Annotated in this window: 19 protein-coding genes and 1 pseudogene; 11 read left to right on the top strand and 9 right to left on the bottom strand. The window is 59.6% G+C overall.

Annotated elements, in window-relative coordinates; all coding sequences use genetic code 11:
- Both prpD and L9Z73_RS09240 read left to right on the top strand, forming a co-directional pair.
- The coding region (prpD, locus tag L9Z73_RS09245; protein WP_247399019.1) for a 2-methylcitrate dehydratase at positions 1 to 1,248 on the top strand (1,248 nt) is incomplete at its 5' end.
- A gap of 187 nt (positions 1,249 to 1,435) precedes the next feature.
- On the top strand, positions 1,436 to 2,452 hold the full coding sequence (locus tag L9Z73_RS09240) for a hypothetical protein (protein ID WP_247399016.1): 1,017 nt from the start codon (positions 1,436 to 1,438) through the stop codon (positions 2,450 to 2,452).
- A gap of 66 nt (positions 2,453 to 2,518) precedes the next feature.
- On the opposite strand, the gene L9Z73_RS09235 is transcribed toward L9Z73_RS09240, so the two are convergent.
- The 5 genes from L9Z73_RS09235 to L9Z73_RS09215 are packed head-to-tail and all read right to left on the bottom strand — an operon-like array spanning position 2,519 to position 8,009.
- On the bottom strand, positions 2,519 to 3,247 hold the full coding sequence (locus L9Z73_RS09235; RefSeq protein ID WP_247399013.1) for an alanyl-tRNA editing protein: 729 nt from the start codon (positions 3,245 to 3,247) through the stop codon (positions 2,519 to 2,521).
- Positions 3,248 to 3,249: 2 nt separating this feature from the next.
- Positions 3,250 to 4,242 (bottom strand): serine O-acetyltransferase, encoded by a 993-nt coding sequence (locus tag L9Z73_RS09230; protein WP_247399011.1) that lies wholly within the window; start codon positions 4,240 to 4,242, stop codon positions 3,250 to 3,252.
- Between the two features lie 37 nt (positions 4,243 to 4,279).
- A complete protein-coding gene (locus L9Z73_RS09225; RefSeq protein ID WP_247399008.1) occupies positions 4,280 to 5,194 on the bottom strand; it encodes a PLP-dependent cysteine synthase family protein in 915 nt (304 codons plus the stop codon).
- A gap of 23 nt (positions 5,195 to 5,217) precedes the next feature.
- Entirely contained in the window at positions 5,218 to 7,080 is a 1,863-nt protein-coding gene (gene moeB / locus L9Z73_RS09220) for a molybdopterin-synthase adenylyltransferase MoeB (RefSeq protein WP_247399005.1), read from the bottom strand.
- Positions 7,081 to 7,115: 35 nt separating this feature from the next.
- A complete protein-coding gene (locus L9Z73_RS09215; RefSeq protein WP_247399022.1) occupies positions 7,116 to 8,009 on the bottom strand; it encodes a DMT family transporter in 894 nt (297 codons plus the stop codon).
- A gap of 160 nt (positions 8,010 to 8,169) precedes the next feature.
- Between L9Z73_RS09215 and L9Z73_RS09210 the strand changes: the two genes are divergently transcribed.
- Positions 8,170 to 9,594 carry a PLP-dependent aminotransferase family protein gene (locus tag L9Z73_RS09210; protein WP_247399002.1) on the top strand — a complete coding sequence of 475 codons (1,425 nt, stop codon included), beginning with the start codon at positions 8,170 to 8,172 and terminating at the stop codon, positions 9,592 to 9,594.
- Positions 9,595 to 9,659: 65 nt separating this feature from the next.
- Here L9Z73_RS09210 and ppsR read toward each other — a convergent pair whose 3' ends face one another.
- Complete coding sequence (gene ppsR / locus L9Z73_RS09205; protein ID WP_247398999.1) at positions 9,660 to 10,478, bottom strand: posphoenolpyruvate synthetase regulatory kinase/phosphorylase PpsR; 819 nt, start codon at positions 10,476 to 10,478, stop codon at positions 9,660 to 9,662.
- 178 nt (positions 10,479 to 10,656) lie between these two features.
- On the opposite strand from ppsR, the gene ppsA reads away from it, so the two are divergent.
- The 8 genes from ppsA to L9Z73_RS09165 all read left to right on the top strand — a co-directional run bounded on the left by ppsA (position 10,657) and on the right by L9Z73_RS09165 (position 18,758).
- Positions 10,657 to 13,032, top strand: a complete 2,376-nt coding sequence (ppsA, locus tag L9Z73_RS09200) for a phosphoenolpyruvate synthase (protein WP_247398997.1) — start codon at positions 10,657 to 10,659, stop codon at positions 13,030 to 13,032.
- Positions 13,033 to 13,138: 106 nt separating this feature from the next.
- Positions 13,139 to 14,128: an alpha/beta fold hydrolase gene (locus tag L9Z73_RS09195; protein WP_247398994.1), complete on the top strand. Its 990-nt coding sequence runs from the start codon at positions 13,139 to 13,141 to the stop codon at positions 14,126 to 14,128.
- A gap of 189 nt (positions 14,129 to 14,317) precedes the next feature.
- Complete coding sequence (rraA, locus tag L9Z73_RS09190; RefSeq protein WP_017845207.1) at positions 14,318 to 14,809, top strand: ribonuclease E activity regulator RraA; 492 nt, start codon at positions 14,318 to 14,320, stop codon at positions 14,807 to 14,809.
- A 25-nt stretch (positions 14,810 to 14,834) separates the two neighbouring features.
- Positions 14,835 to 15,830: a zinc transporter ZntB gene (locus L9Z73_RS09185; RefSeq protein WP_247398991.1), complete on the top strand. Its 996-nt coding sequence runs from the start codon at positions 14,835 to 14,837 to the stop codon at positions 15,828 to 15,830.
- Positions 15,831 to 15,916: 86 nt separating this feature from the next.
- Complete coding sequence (locus tag L9Z73_RS09180; protein ID WP_005790375.1) at positions 15,917 to 16,162, top strand: hypothetical protein; 246 nt, start codon at positions 15,917 to 15,919, stop codon at positions 16,160 to 16,162.
- Positions 16,163 to 16,164: 2 nt separating this feature from the next.
- On the top strand, positions 16,165 to 16,989 hold the full coding sequence (locus tag L9Z73_RS09175) for a mechanosensitive ion channel family protein (protein ID WP_017845209.1): 825 nt from the start codon (positions 16,165 to 16,167) through the stop codon (positions 16,987 to 16,989).
- A gap of 87 nt (positions 16,990 to 17,076) precedes the next feature.
- On the top strand, positions 17,077 to 17,667 hold the full coding sequence (sigX, locus tag L9Z73_RS09170) for an RNA polymerase sigma factor SigX (RefSeq protein WP_247398988.1): 591 nt from the start codon (positions 17,077 to 17,079) through the stop codon (positions 17,665 to 17,667).
- Positions 17,668 to 17,774: 107 nt separating this feature from the next.
- Entirely contained in the window at positions 17,775 to 18,758 is a 984-nt protein-coding gene (locus L9Z73_RS09165; RefSeq protein ID WP_247398986.1) for an OmpA family protein, read from the top strand.
- Positions 18,759 to 18,818: 60 nt separating this feature from the next.
- On the opposite strand, the gene cobA is transcribed toward L9Z73_RS09165, so the two are convergent.
- From cobA to L9Z73_RS09150, 3 genes and pseudogenes are all read right to left on the bottom strand, one after another.
- Entirely contained in the window at positions 18,819 to 19,562 is a 744-nt protein-coding gene (cobA, locus tag L9Z73_RS09160) for a uroporphyrinogen-III C-methyltransferase (RefSeq protein WP_247398982.1), read from the bottom strand.
- Positions 19,563 to 19,588: 26 nt separating this feature from the next.
- Complete coding sequence (locus L9Z73_RS09155) at positions 19,589 to 20,824, bottom strand: protein kinase domain-containing protein (protein ID WP_430624279.1); 1,236 nt, start codon at positions 20,822 to 20,824, stop codon at positions 19,589 to 19,591.
- 213 nt (positions 20,825 to 21,037) lie between these two features.
- Positions 21,038 to 21,186: pseudogene (locus L9Z73_RS09150) on the bottom strand (8-oxoguanine deaminase); the annotation flags it as partial.

The following is a 21,186-nucleotide window of genomic DNA, read 5'->3' as shown; positions in this document are numbered from 1 at the left end:
ACGTCGTTCCGGCTGGACCCGGTCAAGGCCGCCTGGGACATCGGTTGCATCGTGCGCTGGCTCGACTACAACGACACCTGGCTCGCCGCCGAATGGGGCCACCCCTCGGATAACCTCGGCGGCATCCTTGCCGTGGCTGATCACCTCTCGCAACAGCGCGTGGCCAATGGCGATGCGCCGCTGACCATGCGCGCAGTGCTGGAAGCGATGATCATGGCCCACGAGATCCAAGGTGTGATTGCCCTGGAAAACTCCTTCAACCGCGTCGGCCTCGACCATGTGTTGCTGGTGAAAGTCGCCTCCACGGCGGTAACCGCCAAGCTGATGGGCGCCAACCGTGAACAGCTGCTTTCGGCGCTGTCTCACGCCTTTGTCGATGGTCAGGCATTGCGCACCTATCGGCACGCGCCGAACGCCGGTTCGCGCAAATCCTGGGCGGCGGGCGATGCCTCCAGTCGCGGCGTGCGCCTGGCGGACATCGCACTGCGCGGCGAGATGGGCATTCCCGGCGTGTTGAGCGCGCCGCAATGGGGCTTCTACGACGTGCTGTTCAGCCATACCAACAAGGACCTGGCGCTCAAGCCCGAAGACAAGCGCACCTTCAGCCTGTCCCAACCCTACGGCACTTATGTGATGGAAAACGTGCTGTTCAAGATCAGTTTCCCCGCCGAGTTCCACGCGCAAACCGCCTGCGAAGCCGCAGTGACCTTGCACCCGCAGGTTGTCGAGCGCCTGCATGACATCGAACGCATCGTGATCACCACCCATGAGTCGGCGATTCGCATCATTTCCAAGGTCGGGAAGTTGGCCAACGCTGCCGACCGCGACCACTGCCTGCAATACATGACCGCCGTGCCCCTGGCCTTCGGTAACTTGGTGGCCGAGCACTACGAAGATGAATTCCACGCCGCGCACCCGATCATCGACGAGCTGCGCGAAAAGATGGTGATCGTCGAAGAGCCGCGCTACAGCCGCGAGTACCTGGAGGCGGACAAACGCTCCATCGCCAACGCAGTGCAGGTGTTCTTCAACGATGGCAGCCACACCGAGCAGGTGGCGGTGGAATACCCGATCGGGCACCGCCGTCGCCGGGTGGACGGCATTCCGTTGCTGGAAGACAAGTTCAAGGGCAACCTGGCCACGCGCTTTACTGCCCAGCGTTGTGCCGGGATTTTTGCGTTGTGCAAGGATCAGGCGCGGCTTGAAGCGACGCCGGTGAATCGCTTTGTGGATTTATGGGTGATATGAAAGCGTCGCTGTTGCGCACGTTCCTGAACGGTAGGTTTTGACGCTGACACACCTTGCGATTCATGCGTCCTACATCTTAGGAACCGTTTTCAGATAGAAACCAATCAGGTGTCAGATGCCCTGCAGGCGCGGGTCATCTGGCAAGCAACGCTTGCGAATAAACACCTGAATCTGAGAAGGCGCTTTTATGACTAGCATAAACAATCGACAGCCAACGCCCTACACCGTCGGCTATGAAATGTCCCCGAAGCCCACGCCCATTCGTGGTGAAGACAGTGCCAAGGCGTCTGGCAATTCCGGCTCCCAACCGTCTTCGGGGCCTTCCCGTCAGCCTATTAATGCGCCGCAGCTATCCCATCGAGGGCTGACCAACGCGCCGCCTGCCGCAAAAAACGCCGTATCCGATCAGCTACAACAGCTCGCTGGCCAGAATAAAAAATTAAACGAAAAGTTTGATCAGATGGTCGCTAAGCTGGCGCCGCAAATCCTGAAGCTCCAGGCGCAAGTGAACCAGCTCACTCAACAACAAAACGCGAAGACAACCCCTGGAAAAGAGGCTGCTCCGTCGAACCCAAGTACTCGTGGTGGCCCGGCGGCGCAGCAGAACAGCAAGGCGCCTGACGCGCGCACCCCTGCAGAAAACACACAAGCGTCCGGGCGCGATGCACCTCTCAGCTTTGAGCGGTTGAGTGCCGAAAATAAGCAACTGGGCGATAAGCTCGATCAGTTGGAATCCCGTTTCAATTCGACAGTTAAAGGGCTTCAAGGCCAGGTTGGTGATTTGAGTAAGAAGTTGGGCGGGGCAGATACCCCTGAAACCCGGACGCCTCCTGCGACACCAGGCGCAGGCAACGGCAAGCAGGCTACGGCGAATAACATGCCGGCCAAAGATGCACCTAATGCCAACCAAGGTGCCGCATCGGGTAAGGCCAGCCCTGGCGCAGCGTCGGGTCAAGCCAACCAAGGTGCGGCGTCAGGCCAGTCCAACCAAGCCAAACCGGCGGCGCAGTCCAGCGAAAGTAAGCCGTCGGCCCGGTCTGATGAATCAAGCCAGACGCCTCGTACCATCGACGATCTTGCACGCGACAATGAACAACTTCGTGAGCGCCTCGATCAGATGATGGCTGAGTTCACCAAGATGATTTCCCAGCTGCAACAGCAAATTGAGCGACTGAGTAACCAGATCAATTCGCTGAAGGGTTAAGGTCCGCGATGAAAAACGGGTCAATGTGGGCGCCTGCACCTGCATCGACCCTGTTCCGCTGAACATTCATTCAAAGCGCAAAATAACCCGACGGTTATGCTTGCTCTTCTTCTCGATCTTCTCGCAAAACACCCGGCCGATTTCTTCGGTGTTGATCACATGGGTGCCGCCGCACGGCTGGATATCGACCCCGGCAATTTCAATCACTCGCACTGAACTCTGGATCACTGGCGGAGCCACCGCCTGGGTGCGGGTGATCTGCAGTAGGGTCGCGTACTCCGACGCGGGCATCGACAGGGTTTGCACCTGATGGGCCTGTTCGATCAGCGCGTTAAGGTCGCGGGTGATGCTGTCCTTGTCCAGGGTCATTTCCGGCAGGTCGAAATCCAGTCGGCCCTTGTCGGCGCTGATACTGCAGCCGGTGACCGGGGCGTCGATGATCGAGCACAGCAAGTGCAGGCAGGTGTGCATCTTCATGTGCTGGTAACGCCGGTCCCAATCGAGGCTGGCGTCCACTTGCTCCCCTGCGGTCAACTGCTCGGGACAGTGTTCCACCTGGTGCCAGATGATTGAACGCTGCACCGGGTCGCGCACCGTACCGACGATGTCGACGCGCGTGCCGTCGGCCAGGGTGAAGTGGCCGGTATCACCGGGTTGCCCGCCGCCGGTGGGATAGAACAGCGTGTGCTCCAGGGCGATGCCGTATTCGCCGACGGCAATCACCCGGGCGCTGAAGGCGTTCTGGTAGGGCGCGCTGTCAAACAGCGCCAGGGTTTCCATGGTGTGCACAGACATGTTCAACCTCCGACAATCAATGGGCTGGCTTGCAGCAGGTGACGCACCATTGCGCTCAAGCCAGGGGGGGAAAGCAGGGTGATTTCAAATTCCGGCCCGCAGACTTTCAGGTTCAGCGGCAGGCGTGGCAGGCGGTCGGCCATTTCGATACGGCGCAGGCGAAATTGCAGGTGATGGCGTTCTTTCACCGTGGGTTCCAGCATCAGCCCCGGCAACGGGTGGAAGTCAGCGTCCAGCACCGTGACCTTGTGGCTGGTGCTGATCTCGCCGACCACGTGCAGGCGCTCATCAAGGGCGAAGGCGCCGAGGTAGCTGCTGTGCTCCGATTCGTCGTTCTTTTGCAATTGGATCTGGTTGACCACCTTGACCTTGGTTCCCGCCGGCACGTCCTGGGTGATCACGCACGCTGGGCTGATAAACACGTTGTCGCCGATCTGCACGTAGCCCAGCACGCGGGCGCCGGAGCCGATTTCGACGTTGTTGCCCAGGCGCGGGTGGCGCTTGCCGTCGGGGTTGTTGGCGATGCCACGGGCACCGAGGGTTACGCCGCAGAGGATGTAGCAGTCGTTGCCGATCTCGCAGGTTTCGCCGATCACTGTGCCGTAGCCGTGGTCGAGCACAAAGCGCCGACCGATGCGCGCTGCCGGGTGAATTTCGGCGCCGGAGAGGATCTTGCCCTGGTTGCTGAGCTTGAGGGCGATACGCGAAAACATCCCGTTGGTCTGGTCGGGGAAATGCCACACCTGGTGCGCGAGGCGATAGAACAGCACCGCCTTGAACGAGGCATAGGACTCCAGGATCAACTCGCCACGCCCGCGCGACGCCGGGTCGCGGTAGGCGTAGGCAATCAGGTCCTCGGCTACTGCCTGGGCGGCGTTCTGGACCAACGGCGCCAAGTGCGGCTCCAGTTGCTTCATTTGCGTGGGCGTGAGGGTTTTGATGAGGTGGGTAAGCAATTCATCGTGCAGATGTTGCATGTCGATAAAGCCGCCCATGGAGGCACCCCCGCATTCTGGATGGTTGGATAACCGGTTATTCGAAACTGGGCAGGTAGCTGTCGGCATTGTCGTAGACCATGGTCAACACCACCGTTTCGGGCGGTAACTCGGGGGCGAGCTTGGCGATGGCCACCATATTGGCGGCCGAGGACAGGCCCAGGCTGATGGCGTCGGTGCGCATGATTCGTTTCATCATGTCGAGGCATTCCTCACGCGACACCTTGAGCATGCCGTCCAGCACGTTCAGGTTGAGGATGCTCGGGATCAAGCCGATCGACAGGCCCTGGATATGGTGCGGTGCGTGCTGGTTTTTCAGCAGGTCGCATTCTTCCGGCTCCACACCCATCACGCGCAGGGCCGGCCAGGCGGCTTTGAGGGTCTCGCCGATGCCGGTGATATGGCCGCCGGTGCCGATGCCGCTGACGAAGTAATCCACACGCTGCTCACCGAAGGCGCGCAGGATTTCCGGCGCGGTGGTGTCGCGGTGGGTCTGTGGGTTGGCACCGTTGCGTTGCTGGTTGAGCATCACGTAGCTCGGGTTTTCCAGCTGCAACTCCATGCATTTTTCGCCATGGGAATTGTTGCCGAGGCGGCTGTCCGACAGCACCACCTTGGCGCCGTACAGGCGCAGCAGTTTCTGCTTTTCGGGGCTGTAGTTATCCGGGATCACCAGCACCACTTTGTAGCCGAGCACGTTGCCGGCCATCACCAGGCCAATGCCGGTGTTGCCGCCGCTGGGTTCGATAATGGTTTGCCCGGCGTCGCGCATCAGCACGCCGCGGCGCTCGGCGTCGAGGATCATGCCCAAGGCGATGCGTGCCTTATGGCTGCCACCGGGGTTGAGGGATTCCAGTTTGGCGTAGACCTCGATGCCAAGGTCTTCGGAAAACTGCGCCAGGCGCACGATCGGTGTGTGACCGATGGCGTCGAGAATTGAGTTATGCAACATCAGGTCGTTACCCAGGGCCGTGATCAGTACAAAGGCATGTCGGGTTCGACGTCGCGAACCCAGTGTTTCATGCCGCCTTGCAGAACTTTGGTGTTGGCGAAGCCGGCTGCCAGCAGGGTGCTGGCCGCTTGCTCGGCGCGGGTTCCGGCGTAACAGATCAGGTAGTGGGTGTTGTCTCGACTGAGGTTGTCGAGCTGGCCGTCCAGTTCGGCGAGGGGGATATGCACCACGCCCGGCAATTTGCAGACCTCCAGCTCGCTCGCGTCGCGCACATCCAGCAGCACGTCGGCGCTGCTGTGGCGTTCGAGCAGTTGCTTGAGTACCTGAGGCTTGATGTAGCGCTCTTCGGCCAGGCTGGGTTTGCTCGGTATGGCGTCGGCGCAGACTGCGGGCGCCAGGGTTTCGCTATGGCGCAGTTCCGAGCAGCAAGGGCAGTCGGCGCGTCGCTTGAAACGGATCTCGCTGAATTTCATCGCCAGCGCATCAAAGCGCATCAGGCGACCGGACAAGGGTTCGCCGATGCCGATCAGCAATTTGATCGCTTCGGTTGCCTGGATCATCCCGACCACCCCCGGCAACACGCCGATCACCCCGCCCGCGCTGCAATTAGGCGCCAGTTCCGCTGGTGGCGCCTGGGGGAACAGGCAGCGGTAGCACGGCCCGCCCTTGTAGTTGAGCACGCTGATCTGCCCGTCGAAACGGTAGATGGCGCCATACACCAGGGGTTTACCCAACTGCACGCAGGCGTCGTTGACCAAGTAGCGCGTATCGAAATTGTCGGTGCCGTCGATTACCAGGTCGTAGGCGCCGACCAGTTCCAGAGCGTTGTCGGCGGTCAGCGCGGTGTCGTGGGCGTTGATCTGGATGTGGCTGTTGAGGTCTTGCAAGCGTTGCTTGGCGGACGCGACCTTGGACATGCCCAAGGTGCTGTTGCCGTGGACGATCTGGCGTTGCAGGTTGCTGCTCTCGACTACATCGAAATCCACCAGCCCCAGGGTGCCGATGCCGGCCGCCGCCAGGTACAGGCTGATGGGCGAGCCCAGGCCACCGGTGCCGATGATCAGTACCTTGGCTTTTTTCAGGTTCAACTGGCCTTCGCGACCGACGCCGGGCAGGGTGATATGGCGCACGTAACGCTGGACTTCTTCATTGCTCAGGCTGTCGACGTCGATGCCGCCGGAGGTGGCGAGCAGCACTTCGATCCTGGCCTTTTCCGGTAGCTGGTCGTCTGCGTTGAGCAACGCTTCTTCGGCGGTAAACAGGAAGTGTTCCTTGAGCTGGTTGTTCTTCTCGTGAAACAGGTGCGCACGCAATTGCGGGTGGCTACTGCAGAGGTTTTCAATGACTTCGCGCAATGTCGATCCGGTGCCCTCAAGGGTCGATTCCGGCAGCTTGGCCACGCGAACCAGAATGTCGGGGAAAGAGACAGCGTTCATGGACAACTCCGTGTGCAGGTCGTTGAGGGGTTGAAGGGCGAAATGCGTGCTATCCCAGGCAAACAGCTTTGAGCCCAGGGCCCGGCCCTGGCGAACGTCCACCACCAGGTAGCTGACGGGGTAGATCGGCTCGCCCATGAACAGCGCCTTGTCCTGGTCTTCGTCGCTGAAATAGGCGCCGACGTCGGGGTGGGAGTGGTAGATCACCACCACCGGGTTGTCGCTGCGAAATGCTTTGTTCAGCAGCAGCGTGTCGGCCACTGAAAAGGTGTAGCCGTTGGCCGCGCTGCGCGGGTACATCTCGGGGTTCTTGCGGTGCAGCTCGTTCTGGATATTGCTGCCCAGGTACACGCTGCCGTCGGCGAAGACGAAGCCACAGCATTCTTCGGGGTAGCTGCGGCTGGCGTGGGCGTAGATCTGTTCCAGGGCTTCTGGGCGGAGGACGTCCATGTTTCTCTCGCGTTGCTGTGTGAGGGCCGGGAGGGTCAATTTTTCTTGGCCATGAGTTTTTCGATGGGCAACTTGGTGATCGCAAAACCGGCCAGCAGGATGGCCGAGTACAGCATGAGGTCGCGGGAAATCGCCACGCCTTCATACCAGGCGCCGATGATCACGGCGAACACCGGAAAGATGATGAACACGAACGAGAGGATGATCGGGCTGAGGCGCTTAAGCAGCATGAAATACACGATGAAACCACCCACCGACGCCACCAGGCCCAGGTAGAACAAGGCGCCCCACGAGCGCAGGGTGATGGCTTCGAAGGTCGGCGTTTCAAACCACAGGCCGGCGACGAACAGCATCAGCCCGGCGATTCCGATGGGCAGTGTGTTGTAAGTGATCACGCTGATGGCGCTGCCTTTTTGCTTGGTAATGACGTAGCACAAGGCATGCATGATTGCAGCGCTCAGAATCGCCAGTACCCCGAAGAACTCGGCGTGGTCCAGGTGCAGGCCCTGGCTCTTGATGATCATGTAAAGGCTGCCGAAGCCGATACCGATGCCGACCACCTGGGAAAAGTAGATGCGCTCGCTCAGGAACAGCGCTGAGAAAATCAGGATGAACACCGGCATGCAACTGAACAGCAGGGCAGTGAGGCCGGACGAGACATGCATCTCGCCGTAGTTGAGCAGGTAATAGGGCACGCTGAAGTAGGACAGGGTTACGAACACGAAGAACCAACGGCTTTCCCGGGGGAACAGGATCGGCTCGCGGCGCACCATGGCGAAACACAGGAACAGCGGGAACGCGATCAGAAAGCGCAGGCCGGCGGAGGTCAGCGGTGGCACGCTCTCCACGGCAATTTTGATACCCAGCCAGGTGGTGCCCCAACTCAGGCACACGATGAGAAACATCGCACTGGTCACCAGGCCGGCCAACCACTGTTTTTGAGTTTTTGTTTTTGCGGCGTTTTCGAGAACGGCGGACATTGGCATCGTTTATTGCTTCCCTGAGCCGGAATTGAACTCTATATTGAACTTGTAATAAGTTATTTATTTCGGCGATTGAACCCGTAAAAGCACACTATTAGGGCGAAAGATGGCTGTCAAAACAAATATTGACATGGTGTCAATTATGCGTGAGGGGTTGTCCAACGGGCAGGGCGTTAAGTACAAGCGCCTATCCGATGTCATGGAACGGGGCATCCTCGAAGGCTTGATTGAACCGGGACGAAAACTGCCGCCCCATAGGGTGCTTTCCGACAATCTGGGGGTGACCATCGGCACCATCAGCCGGGCCTACGGCGAGCTGGAACGCCTGGGGTTGGTGGTGGCGCGGGTCGGTGACGGCACGTTCGTGCGCAAGCGTGGGATGGAGCGTCAACGGGATGAAGGTTTTCGCAACTTCAGCGAGGAGCCGCGCCAGTACTTCGACATGAGCCGCAACATGCATATTCCGGGGCAGGAGACGGTGTTCCTGGCGCAGAGCTTCCAAACCCTGTCGACCAACGCCAAGTTTCTCCAGGACATCAGTGCCTACACGCCGGACGCCGGTCTGCCGCGTTACCGGGAAGCAGGCGCGCAGTGGCTGGTGCAGCGCGATTTTCATCCCATCCCAGAGCAGGTCATTTGCGTCAACGGCGGCCAGCATGGGTTGCTCTGCGCGATGATGGCGCTGCTGCGCGCAGGCGATACGGTAGTCACCGAACAACTGACTTATCCCGGGCTGATCACTGCCGCGCGCATGCTCGGTGTGCGGCTGATCGGCCTGGAAATGGATGAAGAAGGTGTGTTACCCGGGGCTCTGGATGAAGTCTGTCGCAATCACCGGGTTTCGGCCTTGTACTGCACGCCCACTATCCAGAACCCGACCACAGCGGTGTTATCGGTCGCACGCCGCGAGGCGCTGGTCAAAGTGTGTCGCGAACATAACCTGCTGATTCTTGAAGATGAAGCCCACGGTGTGCTGGTGGAAGACCGACCGCCGCCCCTTAGTTATTTCGCGCCCGAGCGTACGATTTTGATCAGCAGCTTGAGCAAGGCCGTGTCGGCGGGGCTGCGTGTTGGCTATGTGCATGCGCCGCCGGCATTGGTCAGTCGTATTTCGGCGGCGCTACGTTCGACCTGTTGGATGGCCACGCCGGTGACCCTGGAACTGGCCACCCAGTGGATCGAGAACGGCACGGCGGAATACCTGCTGCGCCAGCAGATCAACGAGATCAGTCGGCGCAAAGCCTTGGTGCAGGGCCTGTTGGTCGGCCTGGAATACCGCACGCACCTCAATAGCCCGCACTTCTGGATTGAAGTCCCGGAGCCCTGGCGTGCGTCGGAAATCGAGGCGGAACTCAAGCAGAATAATTACCTGATCGCCACCGCCGAGGCCTTTGCCGTGGGGCAGACAGCGGTGCCGCAGTTTATTCGGGCGAGTATTTGCAATACGTCGGGCGATGATCAGTTGTTGCGGACGGGCTTCGATGCGCTGGCCACTGCACTGGGACAGGGGGGCGGGCGGTTCCATCTTTAGGCAGGTTCACCGAGTTATCGTCCATCGCGAGCAAGCTCGCGATGGCGTCGGTTCAGACAACCTAATTATTTAAACCGGCGCTCGACGCCTTTCTCCACCAGAATTTTCGCCGAGATCTCTTCCACTGAGAAATGCGTGGAATTGATGTGCGCAATGTTCTCGCGACGGAACAGATTTTCCACTTCGCGCACTTCGAATTCGCACTGGGCATAGCTGGAGTAGCGGCTATTGGGCTTGCGCTCGTTGCGGATGGCTGTCAGGCGATCCGGGTCGATGGTCAGGCCGAACAGCTTATGTGCATGCGCGCGCAGGGCGGCCGGCAGCGTCAGGTGCTCCATGTCGTCTTCGGTCAGCGGATAGTTGGCCGCGCGGATGCCGAATTGCATAGCCATGTATAGACAGGTAGGGGTCTTGCCGCAGCGCGACACGCCGACCAGGATTATGTCGGCCTTGTCGTAGTAGTGGGTGCGGGCCCCATCATCGTTGTCGAGGGCGAAGTTCACCGCCTCGATACGTTCCATATAGTTGGAGTTATGCCCGATGGAATGGGACTTTCCTACGGAATAGGAGGAGTGCTCACTCAACTCTTGTTCCAGCGGCGCCAGGAAGCTCGAGAAAATGTCGATCATGAAACCATTGGAGGTTGCGAGGATCTCACGAATGTCTTGATTGACGATGGTGTCGAAAATGATCGGACGAAAGCCGTCTTTTTCTGCTGCCAGATTGATTTGTTGTACCATAGCCCGCGCTTTATCCGCGTTGTCGATATAAGGCCGCGTGAATTTGGCGAAGGTAACGTTTTCAAACTGCGCGAGCAGGCTTTGACCCAGAGTTTCGGCTGTGATGCCGGTGCCGTCGGAAATAAAGAAAGCAGATCGTTTCATTTGAGCCCTGGGCCTTAAGCTGATGGCGAATCTTGGATATGATAGGCGCGATTTTGCCGTCCCACAGTGGGCCGCATTCTCACTTATTTTCCAGGTCCAGGCCACAAGCGCTGGCGAATGCTCCTACTGAGCAGCCGGCGTCCTGAGCTTTTCCAATACAGAAAGTGGAGAGATCACCTTGGTAGAGTACGTAGTTTCCCTCGATAAGCTCGGCGTCCATGATGTGGAGCACGTAGGGGGCAAGAACGCATCCCTCGGCGAGATGATCAGTAATCTTGCAGGCGCTGGTGTCTCGGTGCCAGGTGGTTTTGCCACCACCGCCCAGGCTTACCGTGATTTTCTCGAACTGAGCGGCCTCAACGCTCAGATCCACGCCGCGCTGGACGCTCTGGACGTCGATGACGTCAACGCCCTGGCCAAGACCGGCGCCCAGATCCGTGAGTGGATCATGGACGCCGAGTTTCCCGAGAAACTCAACGAAGAAATCCGTACCGCGTTTGCCACGCTGTCGGCCGGCAATCCGGACATGGCGGTCGCTGTGCGCTCCTCGGCTACCGCCGAGGACTTGCCCGACGCCTCCTTTGCAGGCCAGCAGGAGACCTTCCTCAACATCCGCGGCGTGGAAAACGTGATCCGCGCAGCCAAGGAAGTGTTCGCTTCGCTGTTCAACGACCGTGCGATTTCCTACCGCGTACATCAAGGGTTCGACCACAAGCTGGTGGCCCTGTCTGCCGGCGTGCAGCGCATGGTGCGTTCGGAAACCGGCACCGCCGGCGTGATGTTCACCCTGGACACCGAATCGGGCTTTCGTGACGTCGTGTTCATCACTGGCGCCTACGGTCTGGGTGAAACCGTCGTACAAGGTGCGGTGAACCCGGACGAATTCTACGTGCACAAGCACACCCTTGAGGCCGGCCGTCCGGCCATCCTGCGCCGTAACCTGGGCAGCAAGGCCATCAAGATGATCTACGGCGACGAGGCCAAGGCCGGTCGCTCGGTGAAAACCGTTGATGTGGACAAGGCCGAGCGCGCGCGCTTCTGCCTGACCGACGCTGAAGTCAGCGAGCTGGCCAAACAGGCGATGATCATCGAGAAGCACTACAAGTGCCCGATGGACATCGAGTGGGCCAAAGACGGTGACGACGGCAAGCTGTACATCGTGCAAGCCCGCCCGGAAACCGTGAAGAGCCGCACTTCGGCCAACGTCATGGAGCGCTACCTGCTCAAAGAAACCGGCACCGTGCTGGTGGAAGGCCGCGCCATCGGTCAGCGCATCGGCGCCGGCAAGGTACGGATCATCAAGGACGTGTCCGAGATGGACAAGGTCCAGCCAGGCGACGTACTGGTCTCCGACATGACCGACCCGGACTGGGAACCCGTGATGAAGCGCGCGAGTGCCATCGTCACCAACCGTGGCGGGCGTACCTGCCACGCGGCGATCATTGCCCGTGAACTGGGGATTCCTGCGGTAGTCGGTTGTGGCAATGCCACCCAACTGCTCAAGGATGGCCAGGGCGTGACCGTATCCTGCGCCGAAGGCGACACCGGCTTCATCTTCGAAGGCGAGCTGGGCTTCGACATCAAGCAAAACTCCATCGATGCGATGCCTGATCTGCCGTTCAAGATCATGATGAACGTCGGTAACCCGGACCGTGCCTTCGACTTCGCGCAACTGCCGAATGCCGGTGTGGGCCTGGCTCGCCTGGAATTCATCATCAACCGCATGATCGGCGTCCACCCCAAGGCCCTGTTGAACTACGACGGCCTGCCGCCGGAGATCAAGGACAGCGTCGACAAGCGCATTGCCGGTTACAACGACCCGGTGGGCTTCTATGTCGAGAAGCTGGTGGAAGGCATCAGTACCCTGGCTGCAGCGTTCTACCCGAAAAAGGTCATCGTGCGTCTGTCGGACTTCAAGTCCAACGAATACGCCAACCTGATCGGCGGCAAGCTCTACGAGCCGGAAGAAGAAAACCCGATGCTCGGCTTCCGTGGCGCCTCGCGTTACATCAGCGAAGCGTTCCGTGACTGCTTCGAGCTCGAGTGCCGCGCCCTCAAGCGCGTGCGCAACGAGATGGGCCTGACCAACGTCGAGATCATGGTGCCGTTCGTGCGCACCCTGGGCGAAGCGAGCCAGGTGGTGGACCTGCTGGCCGAAAACGGCTTGTCCCGTGGTGAAAACGGCCTGCGCGTGATCATGATGTGCGAACTGCCGTCCAACGCCATCCTGGCCGAAGAGTTCCTGGAGTTCTTCGACGGTTTCTCCATCGGCTCCAACGACCTGACCCAGCTGACCCTGGGTCTGGACCGCGACTCGGGGATCATCGCGCACTTGTTCGACGAGCGTAACCCGGCGGTCAAGAAGCTGCTGGCCAACGCCATCCAGGCCTGTAACAAGGCTGGCAAGTACATCGGCATTTGCGGCCAAGGCCCTTCCGATCACCCTGACCTGGCCAAATGGCTGATGGAGCAGGGCATCGAAAGCGTCTCGCTGAACCCCGATTCGGTGCTGGAAACCTGGTTCTTCCTGGCGGAAGGCCAAGCGTCCGCCTAAGGTCGACGCGTCAAAAGTGCCGGTCAATCGTCAGGTTGGCCGGCATTTCTTATCTGTACAGGGCGGAACTCCTTCCGGACGCCGCCCTTTTTTGTGCAAGAGCATTATGCAAAGCAGCAGCAACCTGTTTCCCGTCGCCCTGATCAGCGCTGAACGTCGTGGCGACTTGAGTGAAGATGTATACCGGCTCAAACCCGGCAACAGTCCCGACGGCACCGTCGAGCTGGCCGTGACGCGTTTGGGCCTGGCCGATGTCCCGGAAAGCCGGGGCATCCCCGTGATTTTGTTACATGGCAGCTTTTCCAATCGGCGCTTCTGGTACTCACCCAAGGGTATCGGCCTGGGCGCCCACCTGGCACGCCAGGGGTTTGATGTGTGGATACCGGAAATGCGCGGCCATGGCCTGTCCAAGCGCAACCAGGACTACGCTCGGAATCGGGTCGCCGACTACGCCCGCTACGATTTGCCGGCTATCGGCGCGTTTGTGCGCGAGCAAAGCGCGCAGATTCCCCACTGGATCGGGCACTCCCTTGGCGGTACCACCCTGGCTGCTGCCTTGGGTGGCCAGTACCTCGGTGCGCCGGCGGTGGCTTCAGTGGCGCTGTTCGGCAGCCAGGTCAGTCGCTCCTTCTGGCCGTTGAAGATTCCACCGGTGGAGTGGGGCGGTCGCTTGCTCCTGAAGCGGTTTGGCCAGTTGTCCGGCCCACGGCTCAAGCGCGGCCCCGAGGACGAGCCGGTGGGCGTGATGATCGAGACCATGCGCTGGCACGGCCTGTTTGGACGGTTTGGCGAGGCTGGCCGTGATTGGTGGAAAGGCCTCGCGGAAGTCAACGTGCCGCTGCTGGCCGTCAGTGCCGCCGGTGACCAGCAGGACCCGGACTGGGCTTGCCGCAAGCTGTTCGAACAAGTCGGCTCAGAGCATCGCCAATACCTTTGCCTGGGACGCCAACAAGGTTTTACTGGGGATTTTGGGCACGTGGAGATGTTGGTCAGCAAAGCGGCCCAGGCCGAAGTCTGGCCGCTGGTGGAGCAATGGCTGAAAGATCCGCTCACACCGTTGTTTGATGCTCCGGCCGAGGCATTGGTCGTAGTTTGACGCAGCGCTCTGCCAAGGGCGTTTCGCTCGTCTGTGGTTGCGGCTAAGATATGACGCGTTAAACGCTTCTGGTCATATTCAGTCGCGCAGTGGCTATTGCGTAGCGGCGAAACGGATGGGATGTTTTGCCGCTGCGTCGGCCGGCGCCTCTTTCGAAAGACACGTCTTTGACAGAAAGGAAATTTTTCAATGAACCACTACGTCACTCCCGATCTTTGCGACGCCTACCCGGAACTGGTGCAGGTGGCCGAGCCGATGTTCAGCAACTTCGGCGGCCGCGATTCCTTTGGCGGCGAGATCGTCACCATCAAATGCTTCGAGGATAACTCCCTGGTCAAGGAACAGGCCGACCAGCCGGGCGCCGGCAAGGTGCTGGTAGTCGACGGTGGTGGCTCCCTGCGTCGTGCGCTGCTGGGCGACATGATCGCCGAGAAAGCCGCGAAAAACGGTTGGGAAGGGCTGGTGATCTACGGTTGCATCCGGGATGTCGACGTCGTGGCCCAGACCGACCTCGGCGTGCAGGCCTTGGCCAGCCACCCGATGAAGACCGACAAGCGCGGCATTGGCGACTTGAACGTGGCAGTGACCTTTGCCGGCGTGACATTCCGCCCGGGTGAATACATCTACGCCGACAATAACGGCGTGATCGTGTCGCCCAGCCCGCTGAAAATGCCTGAATAAACCGCAATAGCCGACAGGGGTGAGGATGTTCGAGGAAGACAACGCGCAATGGGGGCTGGTGCATGCCCTGGTGCTGGATGGTAAAGGCGGTGCGCGTTCGATTGCCCGGACTGAGCTTGACGAATTGCAACTGCAGTCCCAGGAAAGCCTGTGGCTGCATTGGGATCGCAGCCACCCGCAAACCCAGACCTGGCTGCGCAAGGCCAGCGGCTTGAGTGAGTTCGCCTGTGACCTGCTGCTGGAGGAGAACACCCGCCCGCGCCTGTTGCCGTTGCCGGACGCTGAACTCCTGCTGTTCCTGCGCGGGGTCAACCTCAATCCGGGCGCAGAGCCGGAAGACATGGTTTCGGTGCGTATCTTCGCCGCGGCCAGCCGGGTGATTTCCCTGCGCTTGCGCCCGCTGCGCGCCACCGATGAACTGCTGGTGCAGTTGGCGGATGGCAAGGGGCCAAAAACCGCGTCTGAACTCATTCTTTATATGGCGCAGTACCTGACTCACAAAGTCCAGGATCTGGTGTCCGACCTGTCTGAAATCGTCGACGTAGAGGAAGAAAAACTCGATACCGACGAACGGTATACCCCGGAGCATGGCAGCATTTTGCAGATCCGTCGGCGAGCGGCCGGACTCAAGCGATTCCTGTCGCCGCAGCGGGATATCTTTGCCCAACTGACGCGGATCAAATTGCCGTGGTTCTGTGATGACGATGCCGACTATTGGAACGAATTGAACAACAGCCTGACCCGCTACCTGGAAGAACTCGAATTGACCCGGGAGCGCGTGGGGCTTGTGCTGGAGGCCGAAGATCGGCGCTTGAGCGTGCGCATGAACCGTACAATGTACCGCTTTGGGATCATCACCGGGATCTTCCTGCCGATGAGCTTTCTGACCGGCTTGCTGGGTATCAATGTGGGGGGCATACCGTTCTCTGCCAGCCCTTACGGATTTGTGATTGCCTGCTTGCTGATGATCTCGGTGGCGTTCGGGCAATGGTGGCTATTTCGACGATTGCGCTGGGTTTGAGCTGAATATGACCTGAACGTAGGAAGGGGCCGATGTGACCTCGGGAATTTAACCCTCGTCTTTTAAATCACTTGCGAGAGGTCTTTATGCACGATCCGTTCGAACAGTCTTTGCGTGACATGCTCAATGCGTCGCCATCCAACCGTGATGACGATGCCTGCCTGGGCCGCGTGTTGAAAACCGCCAACCGTCAGGTTGGGGCGGGGGATCTGTTCGGTCTGCTCGGTCGTTGGCTGCCAGCATTGATGATGGCGCTGAACAATGGTTCGGCCCACGTCTCGCCGGTTTCCCGTCGTAAACCTCTTGCTCGCACTGCTGATAAGGCTGATTGAATATGGAACTTGATCTCTGGACCCAGAGCCTGGTCACCGCGATGACTGCATTGTGGACCAAGGTGGCGAATTTCATTCCCAACCTGTTTGGTGCGCTGGTCTTGGTGTTGCTGGGTTTTGTCGTGGCCAAGCTGCTCGACACCCTACTGTCCAAGCTGCTCGCCAAACTCGGCCTGGACCGCTTGATGGCAGGCACTGGCCTGACCAAGCTGCTGGGCCGTGCAGGGCTGCAAGTGCCGATCTCGACCCTGATCGGCAAGATCGTTTATTGGTTCGTTTTGCTGATTTTTCTGGTTTCTGCGGCTCAATCACTTGGCCTTGAGCGAGTTTCAGCTACGCTCGACATGCTGGCACTGTATTTGCCGAAGGTATTCGGCGGCGCGCTGGTACTTCTCGTCGGCGTTTTACTCGCACAATTAGCCAACGGGCTGGTACGCGGGGCTGCTGAAGGCGTCGGGCTGGACTACGCGGCAGGCCTGGGGCGAATTGCCCAGGGGCTGGTGATCATCATCAGCATTTCCGTTGCGATCAGCCAGTTGGAGGTCAAGACTGACCTGCTCAACCATGTGATTGTGATTGTTTTGATTACCGTTGGTCTGGCCGTTGCGCTGGCCATGGGCCTGGGAAGTCGTGAAATTGCCGGTCAGATTCTTGCGGGAATCTATGTGCGTGAGTTGTATCAGGTAGGGCAGCACGTGCGTGTGGGCGAGGTCGAAGGGCAAATCGAGGAGATCGGTACGGTCAAGACAACCGTGCTGACCGATGACGGCGACCTGGTGTCGCTGTCCAATCGGATTCTCCTGGAGCAGCAGGTCAGTAGCCGCTAACCCGGGAAACCCTGCTAATGTACGCCGCCGCGAACCCGGGTGACCGGGCTGTGGCGGACATTGACCTGACTGTCGGCACGACTTGTTTTGAATAAAGCCCAAACGCTGTCCACGCGCTATGACCCCCGTGAGCTCTCTGATGAGGAGTTGGTCGCGCGCGCGCACACGGAGCTGTTTCACGTAACACGCGCGTATGAAGAGTTAATGCGCAGGTATCAACGCACTCTGTTCAACGTTTGTTCAAGGTATTTAGGGAACGATAGAGATGCGGATGATGTCTGTCAGGAAGTGATGCTCAAGGTGTTGTATGGCCTGAAGAACTTTGAGGGCAAATCGAAGTTCAAGACCTGGCTGTACAGCATCACGTACAACGAGTGCATCACGCAGTATCGGAAGGAACGGCGAAAGCGTCGCTTGATGGATGCTTTGAGTCTGGACCCCCTTGAGGAGGCGTCTGAAGAAAAGGCGCCGGCACCCGAGGATAAGGGCGGGCTTGATCGCTGGTTGGTGCATGTGAACCCAATTGACCGGGAAATTCTGGTGCTACGTTTTGTCGCAGAGCTGGAATTTCAGGAAATTGCTGACATCATGCATATGGGTTTGAGTGCTACAAAAATGCGTTACAAACGTGCTCTTGATAAATTACGTGAGAAATTTGCGGGCGAGACTGAAACTTAGTGCGTGGCAAATATCTCTTACGTGTAGGCAAGTTCTGTTAGACTTGTCGCCGAGTTGTCCTCCGGTTTGTGGGACTGCTTTACAATCACCAGATGGGGATTTAACGGATGAAACTGAAAAACACCTTGGGCTTGGCCATTGGTACTCTTATTGCCGCTACTTCTTTCGGCGCACTGGCACAAGGCCAAGGCGCAGTTGAAGGCGAGCTGTTCTACAAGAAGCAGTACAACGATAGCGTCAAGCACATCGAAGACGGCTTCAACCCAGGCGCTCGCATTGGTTATTTCCTGACCGACGACCTGTCGTTGAACTTGTCCTACGACAAGACCAACCACACCCGTTCGAACGACGGTACCGGTAACCAGAAGATCAAAGGCGATACCACCAGCCTCGTGGCCCAGTACCACTTCGGTCAAGCTGGCGTCGACTCCCTGCGTCCATACGTAGAAGGCGGTGTTGGTCATCAGAGCCGTGGCAACGTTCAGGCTGATGGCCACAGCGGTCGCGACCAGTCCACCCAGCTGATTGCTGGTACTGGCGTGAAGTACTACTTCACCAACAACCTGTACGCTCGTGCCGGTGTTGAAGCTGACTACGCACTGGACAACGGCAAGTGGGATTACTCCGCACTGGTCGGCCTGGGCGTGAACTTCGGCGGTAACGCTGGCGCAGCTGCTCCAGCTCCTACCCCAGCACCAGCTCCAGAGCCAGTTGCAGAGCCAGAAGCTCCAGTTGCTAGCGTTGTTCGTGTTGAGCTGGACGTTAAGTTCGACTTCGACAAGGCCGTTGTTAAGCCTAACAGCTACGGCGACGTGAAAAACCTGGCCGACTTCATGAAGCAGTACCCAGCTACCCACGTAGAAGTGGCTGGTCACACTGACTCCGTAGGTCCAGACGCTTACAACCAGAAGCTGTCCCAGCGTCGTGCTGACGCTGTTAAGCAAGTCCTGGTTAAAGACGGCGTAGAATCTAACCGCGTTACTTCGGTAGGTTACGGCGAATCCCGCCCAGTTGCTGACAACGCAACTGAAGCTGGTCGTGCTGTTAACCGTCGCGTAGAAGCTGCGGTTGAAGCTCAAGCTGCTCAGTAATTACTGAGTAGTAGAAAAAAACCCGGCTTCGGCCGGGTTTTTTTTCGCCCTGGATTTGCCTCAGGCGCTGGCTGCCGCTGCGACGTAGGCGGCCTGCGAGATGGCGGCGACGCTGCCGATCACCAGGATCGCCGGGCTCTTCAAGGCGAACGCCAGCGCGTCGTCCTGCATCCGCGATAAATTACTACGGCACTCCCGCTGCTGCGGCAACGAGGCATTTTCGATCATTGCCACCGGCATATCCGCAGCCATCCCGCCTTCCAGCAATTGCTGACGAAGCTCTTCGAGCTTCGCTACGCCCATATAGATCACCAGCGTCGTCCCGCCTTCCGCCAGCGCGCGCCAATTGAGGCTGCTGTCGTCCTGGGTGTGGGCTGTGACCAGGGTCACGCCGCGGCTGACACCGCGCAAGGTCAGCGGAATTGCGCAGTTCGTCGCGCCCGCCAGCCCGGCTGTGATCCCGTTGATCAACTCGACTTCGACGCCGCGTTCGCGCAGCCACGTAGCCTCTTCGCCACCACGCCCGAAAATGCATGGATCACCGCCCTTGAGCCTTACCACGCACTTTCCCTGGCGGGCATAACGCAGCATCAGGCGGTGGATAAAGTCTTGCGGGGTAGAGCGGCAGCCCCCGCGTTTGCCGACCGTGATCACCCGCGCCGCGGCGCAGTGTTCCAGTACTGCCGGGTTGACCAGGTCATCGATCAGCACCACATCGGCCGTGTTCATTGCCCGTACAGCCTTGAGGGTCAGCAGCTCCGGGTCGCCGGGGCCCGCGCCCACCAGCCAGACTTTTGCGTTCATGTGGTTTTCCTCGTCTAGAGATGACGTCAGCGGTGAAAGAGTAAATAGAGGAGCGCCAGATTGATCAGCATCGAGAGCAACCCCAAGGTGCGCCAGACCTTCAAGGGTTCCCGCTCCAGCAACGGCCGGGGGCGGACACTCAGTTCGCGCCGGTCTGCCTGCTCGAGAACCAGCAGCCATTCTTCGGCGGTTTCATAGCGTTGCGCCGGTTGAGCAGCCACCGCGCGGTCGAGGCTGAGCGGTAACCAGTCCGGCAGGTCGGGACGGTAGCGGCTGGCGCTGACCGGATGGGTGAACCTGGGCCGTTGGAAAGCCTCAATTTCACCGTAGGGGTAATGCCCGGTCAGCAGGTAATACAGGCAGACGCCTACGCTGTATAAATCTTGTTGGGCCGTAGGACGCTCACCATGGAACGCCTCGGGCGCGATAAAGCTCGGCGTGCCGGGCAGCACATGAGCCCGGTCCTCCGAGAGACCCGTACAGTAGGCCAGGCCGAAATCCAGCACGCGTAATTCACCATCCTCACCCAGCAGCAGGTTCTCCGGTTTGATGTCGCGGTGCAGTATTTGCCGGCGATGCAACAGACCCACCGCCCGCAGCAAGCGTTCGGCCACGGATTGCCATTGCGCCAGGGGCAATGGGCCCTGTTGCAGGAACAGTTCTGCCAGGGTTTGCCCCGGATATTCACGCATCACGTAGTACAAATGCTGACGCGCGCTGGCCGCGTGGACTTCAGGAAACGCGCGCCCGGCCACCCGCCGCAGAAACCATTCCTCCGACAGCAAGGCCTGACCAGCGTCGTTGTCATCGTCACGGCTGAGGGGCAGGGTTTTCAGCAGCCAGGGTTGCTGTTGGGCATCGCGTACCCGATACAGCAATGACTGTCGGCTCTGCGCCAGTACGCTTTCCACCTGCCAGCCTTCGAACTGTTGCCCGGCTTTCAGCGCTGGGGGCAGCGGCCATTGCTGCAACTGCACCAGTGCGTCGCCCAGGGTCGCGGCGCCGAGTTTATCGATGCGTACAAGCAGGGCGCTGGCGTTGTCCTGGCTACCGGCCAGGTGTGCGGCTGTGATCAGCGTGTGTACCGCCAGATCGAGGTCGGTCTGCTCGCGCAGGATCGCACTGATGCTGTGATCACCCAAGGTTGCCCACACACCATCGCTGAGCAGCAGGAAGCATTCGCCCTCGCGCAATTGGCCGTCGAGAAAATCCAGCACCAGGTGTTGATCCAGGCCGAGGGCGCGCTTGAGCACATGCTGCATGCCCGGCTGTTCCCACACATGATCTTCGCTGATGCGCTGTAACTCGCCGTCCAGCCAGCGATACGCCCGGCAATCGCCGACGTGGGCCAGGGTGAAACGTTGCCCGCGAAACACCAGTGCACTGAGGGTGGTCAGCAACGGCTGGCCGCCGCCATTGGCCTGCAGCCAGCGATTCTGCGCGAGCAATAGGCGTTCGAGCGCTTGGGCCACGCTCCAGGTTTGCGGCGTGGCGTAATAGTCCACGGTGCGCAGGCCAAAGCGTTGTAGGCAGAAGTCTTCCTCGTCGAGGGTTTCCGCCAGGTGTGTGTGTAGGCGCACGTCGAGGCTCTCGGCCAGTTCGGCGCTGGCTTGCATGATTTGCG

Source organism: Pseudomonas emilianonis (assembly GCF_023072625.1).
Classification (GTDB): Bacteria; Pseudomonadota; Gammaproteobacteria; order Pseudomonadales; family Pseudomonadaceae; genus Aquipseudomonas; species Aquipseudomonas paraveronii.
Note: the sequence above shows the minus strand (reverse complement) of the source record. Positions and strands in the feature narration are given on the sequence as shown.

Bases quoted from the DNA above. Each gene is read 5' to 3' on its own strand.
- L9Z73_RS09225 (WP_247399008.1), bottom strand. From the start codon at position 5,194: ATGTTGCATAACTCAATTCTCGACGCCATCGGTCACACACCGATCGTG.
- L9Z73_RS09230 (WP_247399011.1), bottom strand. From the start codon at position 4,242: ATGGGCGGCTTTATCGACATGCAACATCTGCACGATGAATTGCTTACC.
- cobA (WP_247398982.1), bottom strand. From the start codon at position 19,562: ATGAACGCAAAAGTCTGGCTGGTGGGCGCGGGCCCCGGCGACCCGGAG.
- L9Z73_RS09240 (WP_247399016.1), top strand. From the start codon at position 1,436: ATGACTAGCATAAACAATCGACAGCCAACGCCCTACACCGTCGGCTAT.
- moeB (WP_247399005.1), bottom strand. From the start codon at position 7,080: ATGGACGTCCTCCGCCCAGAAGCCCTGGAACAGATCTACGCCCACGCC.
- L9Z73_RS09165 (WP_247398986.1), top strand. From the start codon at position 17,775: ATGAAACTGAAAAACACCTTGGGCTTGGCCATTGGTACTCTTATTGCC.
- rraA (WP_017845207.1), top strand. From the start codon at position 14,318: ATGAACCACTACGTCACTCCCGATCTTTGCGACGCCTACCCGGAACTG.
- L9Z73_RS09235 (WP_247399013.1), bottom strand. From the start codon at position 3,247: ATGTCTGTGCACACCATGGAAACCCTGGCGCTGTTTGACAGCGCGCCC.
- L9Z73_RS09195 (WP_247398994.1), top strand. From the start codon at position 13,139: ATGCAAAGCAGCAGCAACCTGTTTCCCGTCGCCCTGATCAGCGCTGAA.
- L9Z73_RS09155 (WP_430624279.1), bottom strand. From the start codon at position 20,824: ATGCAGCATGTGCTCAAGCGCGCCCTCGGCCTGGATCAACACCTGGTG.
- L9Z73_RS09210 (WP_247399002.1), top strand. From the start codon at position 8,170: ATGGCTGTCAAAACAAATATTGACATGGTGTCAATTATGCGTGAGGGG.
- L9Z73_RS09180 (WP_005790375.1), top strand. From the start codon at position 15,917: ATGCACGATCCGTTCGAACAGTCTTTGCGTGACATGCTCAATGCGTCG.
- L9Z73_RS09185 (WP_247398991.1), top strand. From the start codon at position 14,835: ATGTTCGAGGAAGACAACGCGCAATGGGGGCTGGTGCATGCCCTGGTG.
- ppsR (WP_247398999.1), bottom strand. From the start codon at position 10,478: ATGAAACGATCTGCTTTCTTTATTTCCGACGGCACCGGCATCACAGCC.
- L9Z73_RS09175 (WP_017845209.1), top strand. From the start codon at position 16,165: ATGGAACTTGATCTCTGGACCCAGAGCCTGGTCACCGCGATGACTGCA.